Here is a 22,222-nt window from a genome sequence, read left to right as displayed (position 1 = left end):
AATGGCCGGGAATTTTTCGTTCGATCAGTTGAAGAAAGCGGTCTCGAACGGCGAGATCGACACGGTGCTGGCCTGCATCGTCGATATGCAGGGCCGGCTCTCGGGAAAACGCTTCCTGGCCCAGTACTTCGTCGATTCCGCATATGGCGAGACGCATGGCTGCAACTATCTGCTGGCCTGCGACATCGATATGGAGCCGGTGCCGGGCTACAAGGCGGCAAGCTGGTCGAAGGGCTATGGCGACTTCGTCATGAAGCCCGATCTGTCGACGTTGCGACGCGTTCCATGGCTGGAGAAGACGGCGTTGGTGATCTGCGACGTGCTCGATCATCACGACCATGAGGACCTGGCGCATTCTCCGCGCGCGATCCTGAAGAAGCAGGTCAAGCGACTGAGCGAGCGCGGCTATATCGGCTATTTCGCTTCCGAGCTCGAATTCTATCTGTTCAGCGAGACCTATGATTCCGCGCGCAAGAAGCACTGGCAGGGGCTCGATAGCGCTTCGCCCTATATTGGCGACTACCAGATCGGCATCACGAGCAAGGAAGAAGGCGTCATGCGCCGGCTTCGCAACGAGATGGAAGCGGCCGGCATTCCGATCGAGAACTCCAAGGGCGAGTGGGGTCCCGGCCAGGAAGAGATCAATGTGCGCTATGCCGAAGCGCTCGACATGGCCGACCGCCACGTCATCCTGAAGAACGGCGCCAAGGAGATCGCCCACTCCGAAGGCAAGGCCATCTCCTTCATGGCCAAGTACAATTACGGGCTCGCGGGCAACTCCAGCCACATCCACAATTCGTTGTGGAGCGCCGACGGCAAGACGCCGCTGTTCTTCGACAAGAAAGCTGAGTGGACCCTATCGAGCCTCGGCCAGCAATGGGCAGCCGGCCAGCTCAAATACGCCAAGGAGTTCACCTGGTTCCTGGCGCCCTACATCAACTCCTACAAGCGCTTCCAGGCCGGCACCTTCGCGCCAACCAAGATCATGTGGAGCGAGGACAACCGCACCGCCGGCTTCCGGCTCTGCGGCGAGGGCACCAAAGGCATCCGCATGGAGTGCCGCATCGGCGGCGCGGACTTGAACCCCTATCTCGCCTTCGCGGCGCTGATCGCTTCGGGTCTCGCCGGCATCGACGAGAAGCTGGAACTGCAGAAGCCATTCGTCGGCGACGCCTACCAGGCCTCGCGCCTGCCGGAAATCCCGAAGACGCTGCGCGACGCTACCGAGACGTTGGCCAAGTCGAAGATGCTGAAGCAGGCGTTCGGCGACGATGTGATCGAACATTACGTGCACACCGCCCGCTGGGAGCAGTTCGAATACGACCGCCGCATCACGGATTGGGAGCTGCACCGGGGATTCGAGCGGTATTAAAGCGCCGTGAGATCAGCACTGCCCTCTACGCGATAGGCGGGAGAGGGCCGCGAGCTTCCACCTTCCCGCCAGCATGCGGGAAGATGATGCAGGCAGGTGTGCAAGTTCAGCGTCAGCCACGATTTTTGATTGTTGTAAAACTGCGAGGAAGAAATGACCGAAACGGTCAAACTGAAATCCCCCATCGACGGCTCGATCTACGCCGAGAGGCCGGTCGCGACGGACCAGGCGATCAACGCCGCGGTCGAGCGCGCCAAGGCGGCGCAGGAGACATGGGCCGAGACGCCGATCGTCGAGCGCGGCAAATACATGCTGGCGATGCTCGAGGCGCTGGTTGCGATGACCGACGAGATCGTTCCGGAGATCGCCTGGCAGATGGGCCGGCCGGTGCGCTATGGCGGCGAGTTCGGCGGCGTCAAGGAACGCACCAGCTATATGGTCGAGATCGCTGAAGCTGCGCTGAAGCCGGTCCTGGCCTCAAATCCGAAGGACGGGTTCCGCCGTTATGTGAAGAAGATGCCGCTCGGCGTGGTGCTGGTGATCGCGCCGTGGAACTATCCCTATCTCACCGCCGTCAACACGATCGTGCCGGCGCTGATGGCGGGCAGTGCCGTCATCCTCAAGCATGCGGCGCAGACGCTGCTGGTCGGCGAGCGTTTCGGCCAGGCTTTCGACAAGGCGGGCCTGCCCAAAGGCCTGTTCCAGAACCTGGTCATGAACCACGCCCAGACCGAGAAGCTGCTTGGCTCGGGCAAGATCGACCATGTCAACTTCACCGGCTCGGTTGGCGGCGGACGCGCCATCGAGAAGGCCGCGGCCGGCACCTTCATGACGCTCGGCCTCGAGCTTGGCGGCAAGGACCCGGCCTATGTGCTGCCCGACGCCAAGATGGACCATGCGGTCGCCAATCTGGTCGACGGCGCTTTCTACAATTCGGGCCAGTGCTGCTGCGGCATCGAGCGCGTCTATGTGCATGAGAAGGTCTATGACGAGTTCGTCGAGGGTTTTGTCGCCGAGACGAAGAACTATGTCGTCGGCAACCCGCTGGAGCAGGCGACGACGATGGGGCCGATGGCGCAGGCGCGCTTTGCCGACCTGATCCGCGAGCAGAAGGCGGAGGCGCTGCGCAAGGGCGCCCGGGCGCATGTCAACATGAAGGTCGAGAACGACAAGGCCGGCTCGCCCTATCTGGCGCCGGAAGTGCTCACCGACGTCGACCACCAGATGAGCGTCATGCGCGAGGAAAGTTTTGGCCCGATCGTCGGCATCATGAAGGTGCGCGACGACGAGGAGGCGATCGCGCTGATGAATGACAGCCCCTATGGCCTGACGGCCTCGATCTGGACGCGCGACACGGAGCGCGCGATCGCCATCGGCGACCGCGTCGAAACCGGCACTGTGTTCATGAACCGCTGCGACTATCTCGACCCGGCGCTGGTCTGGACCGGCGTCAAGGACACGGGCAAGGGCGCCTCGCTCTCGGCCATCGGCTACGACAATCTGACCAGGCCGAAATCCTATCACCTGCGTGAAGCAATCTGACTTTTTGAAAGACTAGCCATGTCCAAGCTCATGTCCAAATGGAACTACCCCACCACCGTCCGCTTCGGTGCCGGGCGCATCAAGGAATTGCCCGAGGTGCTCGATGCCACGGGCATCAAGCGCCCGCTCTTCGTCACCGATCCGGGCCTGGCAAAACTGCCGGTCGTCGCCTCGACGCTGAAGATCCTCGACGATGCCAAGGTCCCGTACGGCGTCTTCTCGGATGTGCGGCCGAACCCGGTCGGATCCAACCTGACCGCCGGCGTCGCCGTGTTCAAGAAAGGCAAGCATGACGGCGTCATCGCCTTCGGCGGCGGCTCGGCGCTCGACCTTGGCAAGCTCATCGCCTTCCAGGCCGGGCAGACACGGCCGGTATGGGACTTCGAGGATGTCGGCGACTGGTGGACCCGGGCCAATTCGGATGCGATCGCGCCGATCATCGCGGTGCCGACCACCGCCGGTACCGGATCGGAGGTCGGTCGCGCCGGCGTCATCACTAATGAGGAGACCCACACCAAGAAAGTCATCTTCCATCCCAAGCTTTTGCCGGCAATCGTCATTGCCGATCCGGAACTGTCGGTCGGCATGCCCGGCTTCATCACCGCCGGCACCGGCATGGATGCCCTTGCGCATTGTCTGGAAGCCTATTGCGCGCCGGGCTATCATCCGATGGCCGACGGCATCGCGGTGGAGGGCATCCGGCTGGTGTTCGAGAACCTGCCGAAGGCCTTTGCCAACGGCAAGGATCTGGTCGCCCGCGCGCACATGATGAGCGCGGCGGCCATGGGCGCCACCGCGTTCCAGAAGGGGTTGGGGGCCATCCATTCGCTGTCGCATCCGATCGGCGCGCTCTACGACACCCATCATGGCATGACCAATGCGGTGTTCATGCCCTATGTGCTGGCCTTCAACCGGGACAGCATCGAGGAGCGCATCGCGCGGCTTGCCGCCTATTGCGGCATCAAAGGCGGCTTCGATGGTTTCGCCAAGGCGATCATCAAGCTGCGCAAGGAGCTCAAGGTGCCGCATGCGCTGCCCGGCCTGATCAAGGGCCTCGACATGGACAAGAAGCGCAAGGCGCTGATCGCCGACATGGCGGTGGTTGACCCGACGGCGGGCGGCAACCCGGTCAAGCTCACCAAGAAGGCGGCGCTGACGCTGCTCGAAAACGCCATCGCCGGCTCATTATGAGAGCCGGCTTTGAATGCCGAAGTTGAACAAGGGGATGTGCAAAGGAGAAGGAGAGCGGGCAAAAATCAAGGCAAATAACCATTAGCCGGAAAATTAAGCGCGGGCTAATTGCTACAGTCCGTTAAAAAGAGTTAACTTTTTTCGCCGCGGGGCTCCGGTTTCAAAAAGCCTTCATCTGGCTGTCACACGAAAACGATACCCGCATCGCAGGCGCCTAGCGGTGCCAGTTCAACGGAGAGAACACATGTTCAAGTTCACGGGGAAAGTGCTTTCCCTCTCGGCCGCGGCGCTCTTTGCGTCGACGGTGATTTCGTCCGCGGATTCGATGGACGATCTCGTCAAGGCCGCGAAGGCTGAAGGCCAGCTCACCACCATCGCGCTTCCGCATGACTGGTGCGGCTACGGGGCAGTGATCGACGCTTTCAAGGCTAAGTATCCGGAAATCAAGGTCAACGAACTCAACCCGGACGCCGGCTCGGGCGATGAGGTCGAGGCGATCAAGGCGAATAAGGACAACAAGGGTCCGCAGGCGCCCGACGTCATCGACGTCGGCCTGTCGTTCGGCCCGACCGCCAAGGCCGATGGCCTGATCCAGCCTTACAAGGTGTCGACCTGGGACTCGATCCCGGACAGCGCCAAGGATGCCGACGGCGCCTGGTACGGCGACTATTACGGCGTGCTGTCGTTCATGGTGAACAAGGACCTGGTCAAGGAATCGCCGGCCGACTGGGCCGATCTCCTGAAGCCGGAATTCGCCAACTCGGTCGCGCTCGCCGGTGACCCGCGCGCTTCGAACCAGGCCATCCAGGCGGTCTACGCCTCCGGTCTGTCGTCCGGCGCCGCCGCCGGTGAAGCCGCTGGCACCGCTGGTCTCGACTTCTTCAAGAAGCTCAACGCCGCCGGCAACTTCGTTCCGGTGGTCGGCAAGCCGGCGACGCTGGCCCAGGGCCAGACGCCGATCCTGATCAACTGGGACTACAACGCGCTTGCCGGCCGCGACACGCTGAAGGGCAATCCGCCCGTCGACGTGATCGTGCCGAAGACCGGCGTTGTCGCCGGCGTCTATGTGCAGGCGATCAGCGCTTTCGCGCCGCATCCGAATGCCGCGAAGCTGTGGATGGAATACCTCTACTCCGACGAAGGCCAGGTCGGCTGGCTGAAGGGCTACTGCCACCCGATCCGCTTCAACGATCTCGCCAAGAACGGCAAGGTCCCGGCGGACGTGCTGGCCAAGCTGCCGCCGGCTGAATCCTATGCCGCGGCGGCTTTCCCGACGCTCGACGAGCAGGGCAAGGCCAAGGAAACCATCAGCAAGAACTGGGACGCCACTGTCGGCGCCAACGTCAAGTAAGACTTGAAATCTGCCGGGCGGCCACCTGGCCGCCCGGCTTTCCCTCGAAGACGGTGCCGGGCGCATGACCGATCTATCGCTTTCAAATCAGTCAGTTGCCACCAAGCCCGCGCCGCCGACCGAGGCGACCGCTTTCCGCCTGCCGACGCAATGGTTCGGCGTGGCGCCGTTCTTCGTCTTCACCCTGATGTTCCTGATCATGCCGACGCTCTATCTGGTCATCGGCGCGTTTCAGACCGGGGAAGGCGGGTTCACGCTCGACAACGTCCTGCAGTTGGTGAGCGATCCTTCAATCAGCAATTCCTATTGGGTTTCGATCAAGATCAGCTTCTGGTCGGCTATCGTTGGCGCATTTGCCGGCCTGGCGATCGCCATCGCCATCGTGCGCGGCGGCCTGCCCGGATGGGTGCGATCCGCGACGCTGACCTTCTCGGGCGTCGCCTCGAATTTCGCCGGATTGCCGCTCGCCTTCGCCTTCATCGCAACGCTCGGCCGCGTCGGTATCGTGACGGTGCTGCTGCGCGACATATTCAACCTCAACATCTACGCGTTGGGGTTCAATTTCCTGACCACGTGGGGGCTGATCGTGGTCTATCTCTTCTTCCAGATTCCGCTGATGGTGGTGATCATCGTGCCGGCGATCGATGGCTTGAAGAAGGAATGGAACGAGGCGGCCGCCACGCTTGGCGCCACCCAGTGGCAGTACTGGCGCATGGTGGTGATACCGGTGCTGTTCCCGAGCTTCCTCGGCACCGTCATCCTTTTGTTCGCCAATGCCTTCGGCGCAATCGCCACGGCCTATGCCTTCGCCGGTCCGCAGCTCAACATCGTCCCGATCAAGCTCTATTCGCAGATCAACGGCGACGTGCTGCACAACCCGCAACTCGGCTACGCCATCGCTTTCGGCATGATCGTCATCACCGGGCTGGCGAATGTCTTCTACATCTGGTTCCGGACCCGTTCCGAGAGGTGGCTGAAATGAAGTCGGGCAAATTCTGGGCCTGGGTCGTCTTCGGCATCGGCACGGCCTACTTCTTCATTCCGCTGCTGGCGACGTTCGAGTTCTCGCTGCGCATGCGGCGCGGCGTTCATTCCTTCGATGCCTATCAGGTCGTGCTCGGCGACCCACGCTTCCAGGCAACCTTCCTGTATTCGGTGGTCGCAGCGATCTTCACAATCATCCTCGGTGTGCTGGTCGTGGTGCCGGCCGCCTACTGGATCCGTCTACGGTTGCCTCAAATCAGGCCGGTCGTCGAGTTCATCACGCTGCTGCCGCTGGTCATCCCGGCGATCGTCATCGTGTTCGGCTATATCCGCATGTACGGGTCGAATTCGCCGCTGCCGTTCCTGTCCAGCGATCTCGGCGCCAGCGCCCTGCTGGTGATCGGCTATGCGACGCTGGCGCTGCCTTATATGTATCGCGCGGTCGACACGGGTCTTCGCACCATCGATGTCCGGACGCTGACGGAAGCGGCGCAAATCCTCGGTGCCGGCTGGTCCACTATCATCGTCCGGGTTATCCTGCCCAATGTTCTGATCGCGGTGCTATCGGGCGCCTTCCTGACTTTCGCTATCGTGATCGGCGAGTTCACGATGGCCAGCCTGCTTAACCGCCCGGCGTTCGGACCGTATCTGCAGAACATCGGCGCCAACCGCGCCTACGAGCCGGCGGCACTTGCCATCATCGCCTTCGCCATTACGTGGGGCTGCATGTCGCTGATCCAGATTCTGTCCCGTTTCGCGCCGAAGTCGGCGAACCGCCCGAATTGAGCGAAAAGTACTGATCGAAAGAAAAAGCCATGGCCGAGCCATTCCTCTCAATCCAGCACGTTCGAAAATCCTTCGGCGCCACAACCGTGGTCCAGGATTTCAATCTCGACGTCGAACCGGGAGAATTCGTCTCCTTCCTCGGGCCGTCCGGCTGCGGTAAGACGACGGTGTTGCGCATGGTCGCCGGTTTCGAGGAGCCTTCGGCCGGCAAGATCGTGGTCGGCGGCAAGGACATCACCCGGCTGAAGCCCAATCAGCGCAATGTCGGCATGGTGTTCCAGGCCTATGCGCTTTTCCCCAACCTCACCGTCGCGCAGAACATCGCCTTCGGCCTCAAGGTTGCCGGCATGCCCAAGGCCGACGCCGACAGGCGCGTCGCCGAGATGCTCGACATCATCAAGCTGCCGCAGATGGGTGACCGCTATCCCTACCAGCTCTCCGGCGGCCAGCAGCAGCGCATCGCGCTGGCCCGCGCCATCGCGCCGAAGCCGAAGCTGCTTTTGCTCGATGAGCCGCTGTCGGCGCTCGACGCCAAGGTGCGTGTGTCGCTGCGCGAGGAAATCCGCTCGATCCAGAAGAAGCTCGGCATCACCACCATCTTCGTCACGCATGACCAGGAGGAGGCGCTTTCGATCTCCGACCGCATCGCCGTCATGTATGGCGGCAAGGCCGAGCAGGTCGGAACGCCGTTCGAGATCTACAACCGGCCGGCAACGAAATTCGTCGCCAATTTCGTCGGCACGCTCAACGTGCTGGAAGGCAAGGTCACCGACGCGGCCTCGGGCAAGGTGCAGGTCGACACCCAGGAAGTCTCTCTCAAGGGCAAGCTCAACGGCTCGAAGTCCGGCGACACGCTGTCGCTGGCGCTGCGGCCTGAGGCTATTTCGCTCGGACGGCAGCCCGGCCATGACGCCAGCCTGTCAGGCGAGATCGCCGAAGTGCATTTCCTCGGCTCGGTCATCCGCGTGCGCGTCGGCATCGGCGGCAACACGGTGTCGCTCGACACCTTCAACAATCCAACGACGCCGCCGCCAGCCGTCGGAGACAAGGCGGACATTTCGTTCTCGTCGGGTGACATGCTGGTTCTGCACTAGGAAAAGAGTGAATGGTGAGTGGTGAATAGTGAATGGGCGCCATCAGAGGAATCCGAGCACGTAAGATACTCTCTTCGCTGATTGCCATTCACTATTCACCATTCACTTTTGCAGTGCCAAACGCCTGGTTCCATCGTTACGATAAGCCATGGCGCTGTTCGAACTCACCCTCATCCTGCTTCTCATCGCGGTTGCGCTGACAGCGGTATCGCGATGGCTGGAAGTCCCTTACCCGTCGCTGCTGGCGCTTGCCGGGGTCGGGATTGCCTTCGTGCCCGGCGCACCGACGATCGAGATCGATCCGGAACTGGCGCTTGCGCTGTTCATCGCGCCGGTGCTGCTCGATGCCGCCTATGACACCTCGCTGCGCGACCTGAAGCGCTACCGGCTGTCGCTGGCGCTGCTGGCGCTCGGCGCCGTCATCTTCACCACGGTGGCCGTCGCCTTCGTCGGCTGGAAGATGGCCGGGCTGCCGGTCGCGGCGGCGATAGCGCTCGGCGCTATCGTCGCGCCGCCGGACGCGGTGGCGGCAAGCGCGGTGCTCAACCAGTTCAAAGTACCGCATCGGCTTACCGCCATTCTACAGGGCGAGAGCCTGCTCAACGACGCCACGGCGCTGTTGATCTATCGGATATCGGTTTCGGCCGCCATCGGCTCGCTCGTGCTGAGCGACGCCGTGCCCGTCATCCTGCTGGCGACGATCGGCAGCGTCGCGGCCGGCTACCTGTTCGGCCGCTTCTCGCTGCTCACCCTTACGCGCATCGAGGATGCGGCAAGCAGCACCGTGGTGCAGTTCGCCGGAACCTTCGCTGTCTGGATCATTGCCGACAAGCTCGGCCTTTCGGCCATCATCACCATCGTCGTCTATGCCATCACCATCGCGCGCACCGGACCGCGCCGCATGTCGGCGAGACGCCGCGTCAGCACCTATTCGGTCTGGGAGTCGGCGGTGTTCGTGCTCAACGTGCTGGCGTTCGTGCTGATGGGCCTGCAGGCCCGGTCGATCGTCGGCCGGCTGTCCGGCGACGGGCAAGGCGAGGCCTTTCTCTTCGCTGCGACGGTGCTGGCCGTCGTCATCGTGGCGCGTCTCGTCTGGGTGGCGAGTTACGTTGCGATCATCCGATGGTTCGCCCGTTTCGACAGCGAAGACAAAAGGCGGGACGCGCCGACCTTCCGCGGCGCCGTGCTCGTCGGCTGGTGCGGCATGCGCGGGCTGGTGACGCTGGTGGTGGCCATTGCACTGCCAGCCAATTTCCCCGGCCGCGATCCAATCGTGCTTGCCGCCTTCGCGGTCGTTCTCGGCACGCTGGTGCTGCAAGGCATGAGCCTGAAGCCGCTGCTGCGGATACTCAACTTCGAACCGGATACAACGATAGACCGCGAAGTGGCCGAGGCGCGTGTCGCCATCATGCAGGCCGCGCTCGACGTGCTGAGTCGCAAGACGTCGGCCGCGGCCGCCGTCGTGCGCGAGCAATATGAGGCCGAGCGACGGATCGCTGAAAATCCGGATGACGCGCAGGCAGCGACCGAATACGACCGGCTGCGCCTCTATGCCATCAAGCGGCAGCGCGACACGCTGGAAGAATTGCGCCGCAACGGCACGATCGGCGACGAGGCCTATCACCGGCTGGAAGAGGAGATCGACTGGTCGGAACTGGCGGCGTCGCCGGCGGGAAGCTATCAGCCGCTGACGACCTATTAGCGCGCGCTGGGTTCGCCGGTCCCCATTGGACTATTCCACTTGCCGCCGCGGTCCATTGCAAGGCAGTGGGCCGGGCGCTAGAGCGTTTCACCGTTTCATGGAAACGGCGAACCGCTCTGTCTCTTTGTTTGACGCAATTCCGGACGGAAAACCGCTCACACTTTTCCTGGAATTGCTCTACTGCGATCGTCGGAAGTGAGCCGGTTAATCAATGAAGCTGATCAGCTACAACATCCAGTACGGCTACGGCAGCGATGGGCGCTACGATCTCAGCCGCTGTGCCAGGCTGGTGGACGGCGCCGACATCATCGCGCTGCAGGAGGTCGAGCGGCATTGGCGGCGCAGCAATGAGGACGACCAGCCCGAGATCCTGTCCAGCCTGCTTCCCGGCTATTACTGGGCCTACGGCCCCGCCTTCGACATGGACGCCAGCGAGAAGCGCGACGGCCGCGTCGTCAACCGCCGGCGGCAGTTCGGCACGATGCTGCTGTCGAAGCTGCCGATCATCTGGTCGCGCCTGCACACGCTGCCGATGCGGCGCACGCTCAGGCCGCTCAACACCCGCAACGCGGCGCTCGAATGCATGATTCGCACACCGGCTGGACCGGTGCGTGTGCTTTCGCTGCATCTGGCGCATATTGCGGCCGAGGAGCGGCTGGAGCAGATCGACTATCTCAATGCCGAACATCGACGCGCGCGGTTCGAGGGCGGTCCCTGGAGCGGCGTCGATGACGAACCGCATCGCAACTGGTCGGATGGCCAGCCGGAGCCGGAAAGCCCGCTGGCGGCGATCTGGCTGGGCGACTTCAACATGGAGCCGGGCAGCGCCGAACACCGGCGTATCGTCGGCAGCACGCCCTACCATCGCGGCGCTGCCTATTTAGACGGGTTCGTCGATGCCGCGGCTGTTGCCAGCGAGCCAGTCGCGGACTTCCACACACACGAAAAGATCATCGACGGCAGGCTGGCCAAACGCCGGCTCGACCATTGCTTCGTCGGCGGCATGCTGGCCGGACGGGTGCGTTCGGTAACAGCCGACATCGGCGAGGTCGCGTCCGACCATTTTCCGCTCAGGGTCGACATCGATCTGGAAACGCCGGGCATCGCTCCGGGGCCGACGGGCAGGTGAACCGGACATGACGCCGTTCGTCTTCCTCGCGGTGCTCTCGGCGGCCGCCATGCATGCGATCTGGAACGCGCTGGTCAAGGTCCATCTCGACCGCTTCCTGTCGATCACGCTGATGACGCTCGGCATGGGGTTTGCGGCGCTGCTGGCGCTGCCTTTCGTGGAAGTGCCGAAAGCGGAGGTGTGGCCGTTCATTCTCGCCTCGGTGATCTTCCATATGGGCTACCGGACGTTCCTGATCGGCGCCTACAAGGCCGGCGATTTTGCTCAGACCTATCCGCTGGCGCGGGGTACCGCGCCATTACTCTCGGCGATGGGAGCCATCGTCATGCTCGGCGAGGTTCCGGCGCCGCTCGCCATACTTGGTATCGTGCTTCTGTCGGCTGGCACGCTGGTGATGTCGTTTCGCGGCGGCGTCCATCTCGAACGTTTCAATCTTCGCGCGGTCGGCTTCGCGCTCGGCACGTCGATCTTCATCGCCAGCTATACGCTCTCCGACGGCAGCGGCGCGCGATTGGCTGCCACGGCAACGAGCTATGCTGCGTGGCTGTTCGTCTGCGACGCAGCGTGGGCGCTGGTGCTGTGCGTCGTCTTTCGCGGGCCGCAGTCGTTGCCGGTGCTGGCGCGCGACTGGAAGGCAGGGCTTTTCACCGGCGTGCTCAGCGGTGCCGCCTACTGGATCGTGATGTGGGCGATGACCAAGGCGCCGATCGCCTCGGTCGCGTCGCTGCGCGAGACCTCGATCCTGTTCGCCATGCTGATCTCGGTGCTGGCGCTGGGCGAGAAGATGACGGCCTGGCGCGCGGCCGCCGCGCTCGGCATCGTCGCCGGCGTCGTCGCACTCAGACTCGGCTGACGTCCCGATCGAGCACCGTCATCACTTGCCCACGCCGTTCCGGGCTAAAACGGATGACGACAATGATGCAGACCGCGACCACGCCCGCGAACAATGCCAGCGCATAGCCGTAGCTGCCTCCGGGTGCTTCGGCGATGCCGGCCTGATACGGACCGCCATACGACGCCGCGAGGTTGCCGGCCTGGTAGATGAAACCTGGCAGCGTCGCGCGCACGGAGCCCGGAGACAGCTCGTTGAGATGCACCGGGATGACGCCCCAGGCACCCTGGACCGCCACCTGCATGACGAAGGCGCCGAGCGCCAGCATGAAGGGCGTCGTCGTATAGGCCCAGAGCGGAATTGCCGGTAAGGCGATCAGGCAGGCGAGCGTGATGGCGTTGATACGGCCGATCTTTTCCGACAACGCGCCGAACGCCAGTCCGCCGACGATGGCGCCGATATTGGCGACGATGGTGATCCAGCTCACCGTGTGCGGGTCGAAGCCGTGCTGCTTCTTCAGGAAGGTGGGGTAGAGGTCCTGGGTGCCGTGGCTGAAGAAGTTGAAGAACATCATCAGCACCACGGCATAGAGCGCGATGCGCCAGTGCCTCCGCAACTTTCAAGAATGCCCGGACGCGCCTGCGTCCGGGCATCGGCGAAGGCGGGCGATTCCGGCACATTCGAGCGGATGAAAAGCACGATCAGCGCCGGCGCGAAGCTCAAGAGGAACATGGCGCGCCAGCCGAAGGTGAAGTCGCCGATCTTCTGGCCGTAGAGCAGCCCATAGACCACCGCGGCCAGCAGATAGCCGGCGGGATAACCGCATTGCAGGATTCCCGAAACCATGCCGCGGGCGCTGGGCGGGATGGATTCCATTGCAAGCGAGCTGCCCAGGCCCCACTCGCCGCCCATGGCGATGCCGAACAGGGCGCGCAGCGCCAGGAATATGCCGAGATTGGGTGAGAAGGCGGCGAGCGCGCCGATCACCGAATAGCTGACGATGTTAAGCATCAGCATGGGCTTGCGTCCATATTTGTCGGCAAGCATGCCGAAGATGAACGCGCCGATGAAGCGCGTCGCCAGGGTCAGGAACAGCGCTTTGGAGACTGCCGGGACGTCTGTCTGAAACTCACTCGCAATATCGGTGAGCAGGAAAGTCAGAAGGAAGAAATCAAATGCGTCGAGCGTCCAGCCAAGGAAAGATGCGGTTACAGTTTTCTTCTGCTCGGTGGTGAGGTTCAAGGCGATCCTCCTTTTGCATCCGCCAAGGAACGATATGTTCCACGGCGGGCAAAAGAGAACGGGACGGCAGCCGGTTTTAAGCCGGCGAGCAGTCACATTTGCGTCACCTCAAGATCGATGACCATCAGCCCGTCGGTGCCGCCTTCAAGGGCCGCAACCAGCCGGGCGCCGGCGCGCTGATGCGCTTCGTGCACCAGATAGGCGTCACGGGCAGCGGCATCGCGGAAATCGATTGTGAAGCCATGCGTGAGGCCGCGCGCGAACGGCTCCGGGCTGACATTGGCGCTGAACTGCACCTTCCCCATGCCGTCAATGACTGTGCGCAGTGCTTCGAGGTCGGCATGGATCGCCGCACGCTCGGTTGCAGGTACGTCGTCGCGAAAGCGGACAAAGACGCAATGCCGGATCATTGTTAATGCCTCATGCCGCCTGGTTGCCTTTGAACACGGCCGGCGGCAGCGGCTCGCGGCCGAGCACGAGGTCGGCGCCTTTTTCACCGACCATGATGGTCGGCGCATTGGTGTTGGAGGAGGGGACGCGGGGCATCACCGAGGCGTCGCAGACGCGCAAGCCTTCGATGCCGCGCAGCCTCAAATCCGGCGTCACCACAGCCATCGCGTCATGGCCCATGCGGCAGGTGCCGACCGGGTGATGGTCGGTCTTGGCGGTGCGGCAACCATAGTCGAACAACTCGTCGTCGGTGGCGAGCGAGGAGCCTGGCAGCACCTCGCGCAGCACGAAGGGGGCAAGCGCCTTCTGCCGCATGATCTCGCGCGCCAACCGCAGGCCCTTGATCGACATGTCGCGATCATACGGGTCGGACCAGTAGTTCGGGTCGATCAGCGGATGGTCGGCCGGATCGGCGCTTTTCAGGCGCACCGTGCCGCGCGAGCGCGGGCGCAGGAAAGCGGAGTTCAGCGTCACGCCGGGGTTATTCAGTTTCTCGACGCCGGCCTCGATGCCGGAGCCGAGACCGAGATGGAACTGGATGTCGGGCGAGGCGGCGGTCGGGTCGGCGTACCAGAAGCCGCCGGTCTCGAACAGGCTGGAGGCGACCGGCCCTTTCTTCAACAGCAGATACTGGAGACCCGCCCATAGCGTGCGGTGCAGCTTGGCGTAGTTGTCGTAGGTATGGTCGCCGGTGCATTCGGCGATCACGAACAGGTCGAGATGATCCTGCATGTTGGAGCCGACGCCGGGCAGATCGTGGATAGGCGTCACGCCGATCGACTTCAGGTGGTCGGCCGGGCCGATGCCCGACTGCATCAGGAGCTTCGGCGAGCCGATGGCGCCGGACGAGACGATCACCTCGCGCTCGGCGCGTAGGAGCGTCTTCTCACCACCCGGCCGTTCGACGATCTCGACGCCGATGGCGCGGCCCTTCTCGACGACGACGCGCGTCACCAGAACATCGGTCCTCACCGTCAGGTTCTTGCGGTCGCGGATCGGCTTCAGATAAGCGACGGACGCGGACGAGCGCCGCGCGTCTTTCTGGGTGAGCTGGTAGTAGCCGACGCCTTCTTGGGCAGCGCCGTTGAAATCCGGGTTGAACGGAATGCCCATCTCCTGGCCGGCGCGGAAATAGGCCTCGCAGATCGGCAGCGGCGAGATCGGGTTGGAGACGCCGAGCGGGCCTTGGTCGCCGTGATAGTCGTTGGCGAAGCGCTGGTTGTTTTCGGCGCGCTTGAAATAGGGCAGCACGTCGCGGTAACCCCAGCCAGATAGGCCCTCTTCCTTTTCCCAGCCGTCGTAGTCGCGCGCGTTGCCGCGCGTGTAGATCTGCGCGTTGATCGACGAGCCGCCGCCGACCACCTTGGCCTGCGTGTACCAGAAGACACGGTCCTTCATGTGCTTCTGCGGCACGGTCGACCAGCCCCAGGAGGCGATGCCCTTGGTCATCTTGGCGAAGCCCGCCGGCATATGGATCAGCGGGTGCCAGTCCTTGCCGCCGGCTTCCAGAAGCAGCACCGAATTCGCCGGATCCTCGCTCAGCCGGTTGGCGAGAACGCAGCCGGCCGGACCGGCGCCAACGATGATGTAGTCAGCCATGGTTCCACCTACTCATAGGCGAGGCACGGAAAGCGCGCCGTCGACATCGATGGCCGATCCGGTCGAAAAGCCGAATTTGCCGGACGCAAGCGCGGCCACGACGCCGCCGATATCACCGGCCTCGCCCCAGCGTTTGGCGGGCACCAGGCCGCCGTCGATCAACGCGTCGTATTTGGCGGAGACACCGGCCGTCATGTCGGTGCGGATGATGCCCGGCCGCACCTCGAAGACACCGATGTTTTCCGCTGCTAGCCGCAGCGCCAGGTTTTTGACCCACATCGAAAGCCCGGCCTTGGAAATGCAGTAGTCGGCGCGTTCCGGCGAAGCCATGGCAGCGCTCACCGAGGTAATGGTGATGATCGACCTGGCTGAAACGGCAGGCGTCGCCAGCATGGCCTTGGCGACGGCTTGGCTGAGGAACACCGTGCCGCGCAGGTTGATGCCTAGCGTGCGGTCGAAATTCTCCGGCTTTAGCTCCAACAGGTCGCCGCGCACCACGGCGCCGACGCCGGCGTTGTTGACCAGGCAATCGATGCGGCCGAAGGCGTGCAGGGCGGCACCGACCAGCGTCGCGTGATCAGAAAGATTGGCAATATCGCAGCGATGGTAGGCGAATGCTGCACCACGCGTCGTGATGTTCTCTACAAGACGTTTGGTAGGGTCTTCGGCAAGGTCGGCGACAAGGATGTCGAAGCCGGCGTCAGCCAAAGCTTCGGCGCAGGCCAGGCCGATACCACGCACGCCACCGGTTATGATAGCCGCGGGGCGGGTCATTGGAGGTTAGCCTTGCGAAGGTCGGCGCTGCCCCTCATCGCCCTGCCGGGCACTTCTCCCCGTATGGTGACGGGGAGAAGGACGCTGTCGTCGGCGCTTTCGCCAATTGTCAGAGCTGCAGAATGGGCGCCGCGGGTGCGGCCAGCCCTCTTCTCCCCGTTTACGGGGAGAAGGTGCCGGCAGGCGGATGAGGGGCGGCGCCAGCCTATCATGTTACCAATTCCGTCTTGCGGATGTGATCAGCCACTCGCAGCGCCTGAGCCGCGATCGAGAGTGCCGGATTAACCGCCGCCGATGTCGGCAGGAAACCGCCATCGACGACGAACAGGTTCCGGTGGTCATAGGCGCGGCAGAATGGATCGAGGGGCGCTGCCGCCGGATCGTTGCCCATCTTCACGGTGCCGCACTGATGTGACGGCGTGCGCTTGTCGAAGGGGCGCGAGAGCACGATCGGATAGCTGCAGGCGCGGAAATTCTCCCGCATCACCTTGGTCAGGCCGTCCAGCGACTGCATGTTGGAGCGCCGCCATTGCATGACGATCTCCTTGCCGTCGACCAAGATGCGGCTTTCGGGATCGGGCAGGTCCTCGCACATCAGATACCAGTCGATGGCGTGACCGGCCATGAAATCGAGCGCGAATTTCGGCATCGTCTTCACATTGGCCTTGAGCATGTTGCCGTCGATCTTGCCGAGCAGTTGCACATTGCCGAGCGGTTTGCCGCCCTTGCCGTCCGACAGGTAGTAATCGTTGAGCATCAGCGTCTTCTGGTAAACGCTGTCGTTGCGGCGGCGCGGATCGATCGCCAGCATAGCGCTCGAATTGTGGCTCATGAAATTGCGGCCAACCTGGTCGGAGCTGTTGGCAAGGCCCTTGCCCCCCTTCTTGCCATCATTGGCCGAAGGCGAGCGCAGCAGGATGGCGGCGGAATTGACCGCGCCGGCCGAGAGGATGACGAGTTTCGGTGACAGCGTCTTTTGCGCGCCATTCCGCGTGTAGTGGATGGCGGCAATCGTCTTGCCGTCCGGCGCGGTTTCGAGCCAGTCAACATAGGCGCCGGTTTCGAGGCGGATGTTGTTGTCGGTAAGCGCCGCGGTCAGCGGGCCGGTCTGCGCATCGATCTTGCCCTGGCCGGTGTTCGGGAACGCGTCCCAACCGGTCTTGCCGTCCTTCAACCAGGCCTCGATGTCGACTCCGAGCGGCAGCGACGCCGGGTGCAGGCCGAGGCTCTTCAACTCGGCGCGGGCGCGCGCGATCGGCGGCTCGTCGGGCACCGGTCCAAAAGCATAGGGGATCGAGTGGAACGGCTCCGTCGGGTCCTCGCCAAGCGTGCCGCGCACGCGAAACAACTGCTCGGCCTTCGAGTACCATGGCTCGAATTCGTCATAGGAAAACGGCCAGGCCGGCGAGACGCCGCCGAAATGCTCGAGCTCGGAAAAATCCTCCTTGCGGTAGCGGATGAGCACGGCGCCGAAGAACTTCGAATTGCCGCCGACATAGTAGTAGTTGCCGGGATTGAAGGCAGGGCCGCCGGCCTCGCGCCACATCTCCTTCGGCCGGTAATGCTCGTCGACGAAGATCGACCGCGTCGAGCGCGCATGCGGCGTTGCCGGCAATGGCTCGCCGCGCTCCAGGATCAGGATCGAGGCGCCGCTGCCGGCCAAGCCGGAAGCAATCGTGGCGCCGCCGATGCCGGAGCCGATGATGACGATATCCGGGTTTGCCATAGCTTTTTAAAGGATGCGCTTCTCGGTCGCCGGATCGAAGAACACCGCCTTGGTCAGGTTGAAGGCCAGCGGCGTGACGGTGCCCGGCTGAATCTTGGCATCGGCGCGCAGCCGCGCCACTACAGCCTTGCCGCCGAGATTGGTGACGGCGAAAGTGTCGGAGCCGGCCGGCTCGATCACCTCGATGTGGCAATCGGCGGTCGCGATGTTGGAGGCATTGCGCTCCGCACCTTCCGGATCGGTCAGCGCCTCGGGGCGGACGCCGAAGATGACCGGCTTCTCCTTGAATGCCGAGAGACCCGCCGGGGCGTTGGCCAGGGGCAGCGAAATCGCCGCGCGCGCGTCTGGCTTGAGCACCACCGACAGACCGGAGCCATTGCCGCCGATCGTCGCCGGGACAAGGTTCATCGCAGGCGAGCCCATGAAGTCGGCGACGAAGATGTTGGTCGGGTTGTTGTAGATCTCGGCCGGCGTGCCGAATTGCTGCACCTCACCGTCGCGCATGACGGCGATCTTGGTCGCCAGCGTCATCGCCTCGATCTGGTCGTGCGTGACATAGACGATCGTCGTGCCGGTTGTCGCATGCAGGCGCTTGATCTCGATACGCATGTCGACGCGCAGCTTGGCGTCGAGGTTGGAGAGCGGCTCGTCGAACAGGAAGAGTTTCGGGTCGCGGACCAGCGCGCGGCCCATGGCGACGCGCTGGCGCTGGCCGCCGGAAAGCTGGCTGGGCTTGCGCTTCAGGAGGTGCCCGATCTGCAGGATCTTGGCCACCTTGTCGATCGCCTTCTGGCGTTCCGCCGCCGGCACGCCGCGCATCTCCATGCCGAAGGCGATGTTCCCGGCCACCGTCATGTTCGGGTAGAGCGCGTAGCTCTGGAAGACCATGGCGATGTCGCGCTTCGAAGGATGCAGGTCGTTGATTGCGCGGCCCTCGACCCGGATCTCGCCCTCGGTGATCTGCTCCAGGCCGGCAATGGTGTTGAGCAGCGTGGACTTGCCGCAGCCGGACGGGCCGACCAGCACCAGGAAGCCGCCCTTTTCAAGCTCGACATCGATGCCCTTCAGGATCTCGACATTCCCGAAGCGCTTCTTCAGCCCATCAATTTCCAGAAAAGCCATGATCGTTCCTTCAAGAAAGAGGGTCAGCCCTTGACCGCGCCTGCCATCAGCCCGCGCACGAAATAGCGGCCGGCGACGACATAGACGATCAGGGTGGGTAGGGCGGCGATCATCGCCGCCGCCATGTTGACGTTGTATTCGACGACGCCGGTCGAGGTGTTGACGACATTGTTCAGCGCCACCGTCATCGGCATCACGTCGCCGGAGCCGGCATAGGCGGAGGCGAACAGGAAGTCGTTCCAGATGTTGGTGAACTGGTAGATCACAGTGACAACGATGATCGGCAGCGAGTTGGGCAGCATGATGCGCCGGAATATCTGGAAGAAGGAGGCGCCGTCGACCTGTGCTGCCTTGACCAACTCGGTCGGGAAGGCCTCGTAATAGTTGCGGAAGAAAAGCGTGGTGAAGCCAAGGCCGTAGACCACGTGGACGAAGACGAGATTGACCGTCGAATTGCCGAGGCCGAAATTGAAGCCGGTCGCGTTCTGCAGGGTGACGCCGAAGCGGCCTAGGCTGCCGAGGATCGTCGCCATCGGCAGGAGCACCGACTGGAACGGGATGAAGCAGGCAAACAGCATCATGGCGAAAACCAGTATGTGGCCGCGGAAGCGCCATTTGGTCAGCACGTAGCCGTTGAGCGCGCCGAGCAGCGTCGAGATCAGCACTGCCGGCACCACCATCTTGATGGAGTTCCAGAAATAGCCCTTCATGCCGACGCAGGTCAGGCCCGAGCAAACTTCGCTCCACGCCTTTATCCATGGCGCGAAGGTCGGCGCATGCGGCAGCGACAGCATGTTGCCGTTCTGGATCTCGTCCATGGTCTTGAACGAAGTGACCAGCATGACGAAGAGCGGCATCAGGTAGAAGATCGCGAACAGCGCGAGCAGGCCGTAGATGACGATGCGGTTGATCGTCCTGGCTCTGGCGCCGCTCGACGCCTGGGGCGCAGGTGAAGAGACGGCGCTCATCGCGACTTCTCCCTGAGCTCGGAATAAAGATACGGAACAATGATCGCGGTGATGGTCATCAGCATGATCACCGCGCTCGCCGAGCCGACCGCCATCTCGTTACGCTTGAAGGTGAACTCATACATGAAGTTCGACGGCAGCCAGGCCGAGCCGCCGGGCCCGCCGCTGGTCAGCGCCACGACCAGGTCGTAGGACTTGATGGCGAGGTGGGCGAGCACGATGAAGGCGGACAGGAACACCGGCCGAAGCAGCGGAATGACGATGCGGCGGTAGAGCTGGAAGGTGGAAGCGCCGTCGATCTGCGCCGCCTTCATGATCTCGCCGTCAATGCCGCGAAGGCCGGCCAGGAACATCGCCATGACGAAGCCGGAAGCCTGCCAGACGCCGGCGATGACCACCGTGTAGATGACGAAATCCTTGTTCTTGATCCAGTCGAAATGGAAGCTCGTCCAGCCCCACTGGTGCAGCGTCTGCTCGAGGCCGAGGCCGGGGTCGAGGAACCATTTCCAGGCGACGCCGGTGACGATGAAGGAAAGCGCCATCGGATACAGATAGATCGGCCGCAACACGCCTTCGCCGCGAATCTTCTGGTCGAGCAGGATGGCCAGGAACAGGCCGAGCGCCAGGCAGATCGCGATGTAGAGGAAGCCGAAAATGCCCATGTTGGTTATCGAGGTATACCAGCTCGACGGCGGGTCGCTCTCGAACGTCCAGCGCCACAGCCGCTGGTAGGCGCGGCCGCCGGTGATGGCATAGGACGGGAAGGTCTTGGAATTGGTGAAGGACAGATAGATCGTCCATAGGATGAAGCCGTAGACGAAGATGATCGTCGCCGCGAAGCTTGGCGCCAGGACGATCTTCGGCAACAGGTCCTGCAGCCGCGAACGGACGGAGGCGCCAGGGCGGGCGTCGTGCTCCGGTGTCAGCTTGATCTGGGTTTCGGCAACTGTGCTCATCGGCTCATCCAGTACCGGTTGGTCGGAACCTGCCCGGCGCGAAACGCACCAGGGTTTGTCCCGCACCTTTTGTCGACGGGAGATCTCCCCCGCCGAAGCGGGGGAGATGAGTTCAAGTTGAAGCCTTACTTGGCGTCGTCGATTGCCTTGACCAGTTCGGTCACGGCCTCGTCGGAGGTCTTGATCTGACCATGGACGAATTTCGACACGACGTCCTTGTAGGCATTGGCGACGGCCGGCGGGGCACCGTAGCCCTGGGCCAGCGAGCCGAACAGCGTGCCGCCTTCATTGGCCTTCTTCAGGTCGGCGATGCCCTTCTTGCCGCAAGCGTCGAAGTCGGTGTCCGGCACGTCGGTGCGAGCCGGGACCGAGCCCTTCACCACGTTGAAGGCCGACTGGAAGCTCTTCGACAAAGTGGCGGTGGCAAGTGCCACCTGGGCGGCCTTGCGGTCGTCCGGAACGTTGAACATGCCGAACATGTCGGAGTTGTAGATCACCGAGCCGTCAGTGCCCGGGAAGCGGTAGCAAAGGAAGTCGGTGCCCGGGGTCTTGTTGGCGGCGTGGAACTCACCCTTGGCCCAGTCGCCCATGACCTGAACCAGCGCGTCGCCCTTGATGACCATGGCGGTGGCGAGGTTCCAGTCGCGGCCCGAGAAGTTCGGATCGACATAGGCGACGAGCTTGGCGAGATTGTCGAACGACTTCTTCATCGTGTCGGACTTGAGCGAGTCCTCATCGAGGTCGTTCATCGCCTTCTTGTAGAACTCCGGACCGCCGGTCGACAGCACGACGGAGTCGAACATGGTGGCTTCCTGCCAGTTCTGGCCGCCGAGCGCGAGCGGGGTGACGCCGGCAGCCTTTGCCTTGTCGAGCAGGGCGACGAAGTCGTCGAAGGTCTTCGGCTCGGTGCCGCCGATCTTGTCCATCACCGCCTTGTTGATCCACAGCCAGTTGACGGAGTGGACGTTGACCGGAGCGGCCACCCACTTGCCGTCATAGACGGAGAACTTCTGCAGCGCGGCCGGGACCGACTTGTCCCAGCCTTCCTTCTTGGCAGTCTCGGTCAGGTCGCCCATGACGCCGGCGGCGGCATAGTCGAGCACGGTGTAGCCGAGCATCTGCGAGGCGGTCGGATAGTTGCCGGCCGCGACCATCGCCTTCAGCGCGGTCATGGCGGCGTCGCCGCCACCGCCGGCTACCGGCACGTCCTTCCAGGCATAGCCTTCCTTGGCCAGATCCTGCTTCAGCACGTTCAGAGCAGCCGCTTCGCCGCCCGACGTCCACCAATGCAGCATCTGCACTTCCTTGACGTCCGCGGCATGCGCCGAGAACGCAAAGCTCGTCGCAAGAGCCGTTCCGATAAGCAGTTTGCGCAACATGTACTACCTCCCTTGTTGCATAC

The 22,222-nt window shown here is 63.2% G+C and carries 18 protein-coding genes and 1 pseudogene; 10 read left to right on the top strand and 9 right to left on the bottom strand.

From position 1 onward, the window contains the following. Position 1 precedes the first annotated feature (1 nt). The 10 genes from YU3_RS0105065 (at position 2) to YU3_RS0105020 (ending at position 12,004) form a co-directional block, all read left to right on the top strand. Positions 2 to 1,372 carry a glutamine synthetase family protein gene (locus YU3_RS0105065; protein ID WP_027165226.1) on the top strand — a complete coding sequence of 457 codons (1,371 nt, stop codon included), beginning with the start codon at positions 2 to 4 and terminating at the stop codon, positions 1,370 to 1,372. 153 nt (positions 1,373 to 1,525) lie between these two features. Next, positions 1,526 to 2,914, top strand: coding sequence for an aldehyde dehydrogenase family protein (locus YU3_RS0105060; protein ID WP_027165225.1), 1,389 nt, complete (start codon positions 1,526 to 1,528; stop codon positions 2,912 to 2,914). An 18-nt stretch (positions 2,915 to 2,932) separates the two neighbouring features. Further along, positions 2,933 to 4,105: an iron-containing alcohol dehydrogenase gene (locus YU3_RS0105055; RefSeq protein WP_027165224.1), complete on the top strand. Its 1,173-nt coding sequence runs from the start codon at positions 2,933 to 2,935 to the stop codon at positions 4,103 to 4,105. A 244-nt stretch (positions 4,106 to 4,349) separates the two neighbouring features. Beyond that, positions 4,350 to 5,456 carry an ABC transporter substrate-binding protein gene (locus YU3_RS0105050; protein WP_027165223.1) on the top strand — a complete coding sequence of 369 codons (1,107 nt, stop codon included), beginning with the start codon at positions 4,350 to 4,352 and terminating at the stop codon, positions 5,454 to 5,456. Positions 5,457 to 5,643: 187 nt separating this feature from the next. Further along, positions 5,644 to 6,438 (top strand): ABC transporter permease subunit, encoded by a 795-nt coding sequence (locus tag YU3_RS0105045; protein ID WP_245273440.1) that lies wholly within the window; start codon positions 5,644 to 5,646, stop codon positions 6,436 to 6,438. Beyond that, the gene (locus YU3_RS0105040) at positions 6,435 to 7,226 is read left to right on the top strand and encodes an ABC transporter permease (protein ID WP_027165221.1); all 792 of its coding nucleotides are present in this window, start codon (positions 6,435 to 6,437) and stop codon (positions 7,224 to 7,226) included. The genes YU3_RS0105045 and YU3_RS0105040 overlap by 4 nt, the downstream gene beginning before the upstream one ends. A 29-nt stretch (positions 7,227 to 7,255) precedes the next feature. After that, the gene (locus YU3_RS0105035; protein WP_027165220.1) at positions 7,256 to 8,320 is read left to right on the top strand and encodes an ABC transporter ATP-binding protein; all 1,065 of its coding nucleotides are present in this window, start codon (positions 7,256 to 7,258) and stop codon (positions 8,318 to 8,320) included. Positions 8,321 to 8,468: 148 nt separating this feature from the next. After that, positions 8,469 to 10,022 carry a sodium:proton antiporter gene (locus tag YU3_RS0105030; RefSeq protein ID WP_027165219.1) on the top strand — a complete coding sequence of 518 codons (1,554 nt, stop codon included), beginning with the start codon at positions 8,469 to 8,471 and terminating at the stop codon, positions 10,020 to 10,022. Positions 10,023 to 10,233: 211 nt separating this feature from the next. Beyond that, on the top strand, positions 10,234 to 11,151 hold the full coding sequence (locus tag YU3_RS0105025) for an endonuclease/exonuclease/phosphatase family protein (protein WP_027165218.1): 918 nt from the start codon (positions 10,234 to 10,236) through the stop codon (positions 11,149 to 11,151). 7 nt (positions 11,152 to 11,158) lie between these two features. Beyond that, positions 11,159 to 12,004 carry an EamA family transporter gene (locus YU3_RS0105020; protein WP_027165217.1) on the top strand — a complete coding sequence of 282 codons (846 nt, stop codon included), beginning with the start codon at positions 11,159 to 11,161 and terminating at the stop codon, positions 12,002 to 12,004. Here YU3_RS0105020 and YU3_RS42215 read toward each other — a convergent pair. From YU3_RS42215 to YU3_RS0104975, 9 genes and pseudogenes are all read right to left on the bottom strand, one after another. Then, positions 11,991 to 13,225, bottom strand: a pseudogene (locus YU3_RS42215) (MFS transporter). The gene YU3_RS0105020 and the pseudogene YU3_RS42215 sit on opposite strands and share 14 nt — an antisense overlap. Positions 13,226 to 13,317: 92 nt before the next feature. Then, the gene (locus tag YU3_RS0105010) at positions 13,318 to 13,635 is read right to left on the bottom strand and encodes a Dabb family protein (protein WP_027165216.1); all 318 of its coding nucleotides are present in this window, start codon (positions 13,633 to 13,635) and stop codon (positions 13,318 to 13,320) included. Positions 13,636 to 13,645: 10 nt separating this feature from the next. Beyond that, on the bottom strand, positions 13,646 to 15,274 hold the full coding sequence (locus YU3_RS0105005; protein ID WP_027165215.1) for a choline dehydrogenase: 1,629 nt from the start codon (positions 15,272 to 15,274) through the stop codon (positions 13,646 to 13,648). A 12-nt stretch (positions 15,275 to 15,286) separates the two neighbouring features. Beyond that, positions 15,287 to 16,048 (bottom strand): 3-ketoacyl-ACP reductase, encoded by a 762-nt coding sequence (locus tag YU3_RS0105000; protein ID WP_027165214.1) that lies wholly within the window; start codon positions 16,046 to 16,048, stop codon positions 15,287 to 15,289. A gap of 208 nt (positions 16,049 to 16,256) precedes the next feature. Next, positions 16,257 to 17,774 carry a GMC family oxidoreductase gene (locus YU3_RS0104995; protein ID WP_027165213.1) on the bottom strand — a complete coding sequence of 506 codons (1,518 nt, stop codon included), beginning with the start codon at positions 17,772 to 17,774 and terminating at the stop codon, positions 16,257 to 16,259. A 6-nt stretch (positions 17,775 to 17,780) separates the two neighbouring features. Continuing rightward, entirely contained in the window at positions 17,781 to 18,896 is a 1,116-nt protein-coding gene (locus YU3_RS0104990; RefSeq protein ID WP_027165212.1) for an ABC transporter ATP-binding protein, read from the bottom strand. A 23-nt stretch (positions 18,897 to 18,919) separates the two neighbouring features. Further along, a complete protein-coding gene (locus tag YU3_RS0104985; RefSeq protein WP_027165211.1) occupies positions 18,920 to 19,864 on the bottom strand; it encodes a carbohydrate ABC transporter permease in 945 nt (314 codons plus the stop codon). Next, positions 19,861 to 20,820, bottom strand: a complete 960-nt coding sequence (locus YU3_RS0104980; protein ID WP_027165210.1) for a sugar ABC transporter permease — start codon at positions 20,818 to 20,820, stop codon at positions 19,861 to 19,863. The genes YU3_RS0104985 and YU3_RS0104980 overlap by 4 nt, the downstream gene beginning before the upstream one ends. A 125-nt stretch (positions 20,821 to 20,945) precedes the next feature. Then, positions 20,946 to 22,199 carry an ABC transporter substrate-binding protein gene (locus YU3_RS0104975; protein WP_036257900.1) on the bottom strand — a complete coding sequence of 418 codons (1,254 nt, stop codon included), beginning with the start codon at positions 22,197 to 22,199 and terminating at the stop codon, positions 20,946 to 20,948. Between the last annotated feature and the right edge of the window lie 23 nt (positions 22,200 to 22,222).

It is taken from the genome of Mesorhizobium sp. WSM3224 (genome assembly GCF_000427725.1).
Taxonomy (GTDB): Bacteria; Pseudomonadota; Alphaproteobacteria; order Rhizobiales; family Rhizobiaceae; genus Mesorhizobium.
This window is presented reverse-complemented; position numbering and strand designations above follow the sequence as displayed.

Coding starts and splice junctions, on each gene's coding strand:
- YU3_RS0105065 (WP_027165226.1), top strand. CDS start 2: ATGGCCGGGAATTTTTCGTTCGATCAGTTGAAGAAAGCGGTCTCGAAC.
- YU3_RS0104975 (WP_036257900.1), bottom strand. CDS start 22,199: ATGTTGCGCAAACTGCTTATCGGAACGGCTCTTGCGACGAGCTTTGCG.
- YU3_RS0105060 (WP_027165225.1), top strand. CDS start 1,526: ATGACCGAAACGGTCAAACTGAAATCCCCCATCGACGGCTCGATCTAC.
- YU3_RS0104980 (WP_027165210.1), bottom strand. CDS start 20,820: ATGAGCACAGTTGCCGAAACCCAGATCAAGCTGACACCGGAGCACGAC.
- YU3_RS0105040 (WP_027165221.1), top strand. CDS start 6,435: ATGAAGTCGGGCAAATTCTGGGCCTGGGTCGTCTTCGGCATCGGCACG.
- YU3_RS0104995 (WP_027165213.1), bottom strand. CDS start 17,774: ATGGCAAACCCGGATATCGTCATCATCGGCTCCGGCATCGGCGGCGCC.
- YU3_RS0105005 (WP_027165215.1), bottom strand. CDS start 15,274: ATGGCTGACTACATCATCGTTGGCGCCGGTCCGGCCGGCTGCGTTCTC.
- YU3_RS0105035 (WP_027165220.1), top strand. CDS start 7,256: ATGGCCGAGCCATTCCTCTCAATCCAGCACGTTCGAAAATCCTTCGGC.
- YU3_RS0104990 (WP_027165212.1), bottom strand. CDS start 18,896: ATGGCTTTTCTGGAAATTGATGGGCTGAAGAAGCGCTTCGGGAATGTC.
- YU3_RS0105030 (WP_027165219.1), top strand. CDS start 8,469: ATGGCGCTGTTCGAACTCACCCTCATCCTGCTTCTCATCGCGGTTGCG.
- YU3_RS0105000 (WP_027165214.1), bottom strand. CDS start 16,048: ATGACCCGCCCCGCGGCTATCATAACCGGTGGCGTGCGTGGTATCGGC.
- YU3_RS0105010 (WP_027165216.1), bottom strand. CDS start 13,635: ATGATCCGGCATTGCGTCTTTGTCCGCTTTCGCGACGACGTACCTGCA.
- YU3_RS0105025 (WP_027165218.1), top strand. CDS start 10,234: ATGAAGCTGATCAGCTACAACATCCAGTACGGCTACGGCAGCGATGGG.
- YU3_RS0105050 (WP_027165223.1), top strand. CDS start 4,350: ATGTTCAAGTTCACGGGGAAAGTGCTTTCCCTCTCGGCCGCGGCGCTC.
- YU3_RS0105055 (WP_027165224.1), top strand. CDS start 2,933: ATGTCCAAGCTCATGTCCAAATGGAACTACCCCACCACCGTCCGCTTC.
- YU3_RS0105020 (WP_027165217.1), top strand. CDS start 11,159: ATGACGCCGTTCGTCTTCCTCGCGGTGCTCTCGGCGGCCGCCATGCAT.
- YU3_RS0104985 (WP_027165211.1), bottom strand. CDS start 19,864: ATGAGCGCCGTCTCTTCACCTGCGCCCCAGGCGTCGAGCGGCGCCAGA.
- YU3_RS0105045 (WP_245273440.1), top strand. CDS start 5,644: ATGTTCCTGATCATGCCGACGCTCTATCTGGTCATCGGCGCGTTTCAG.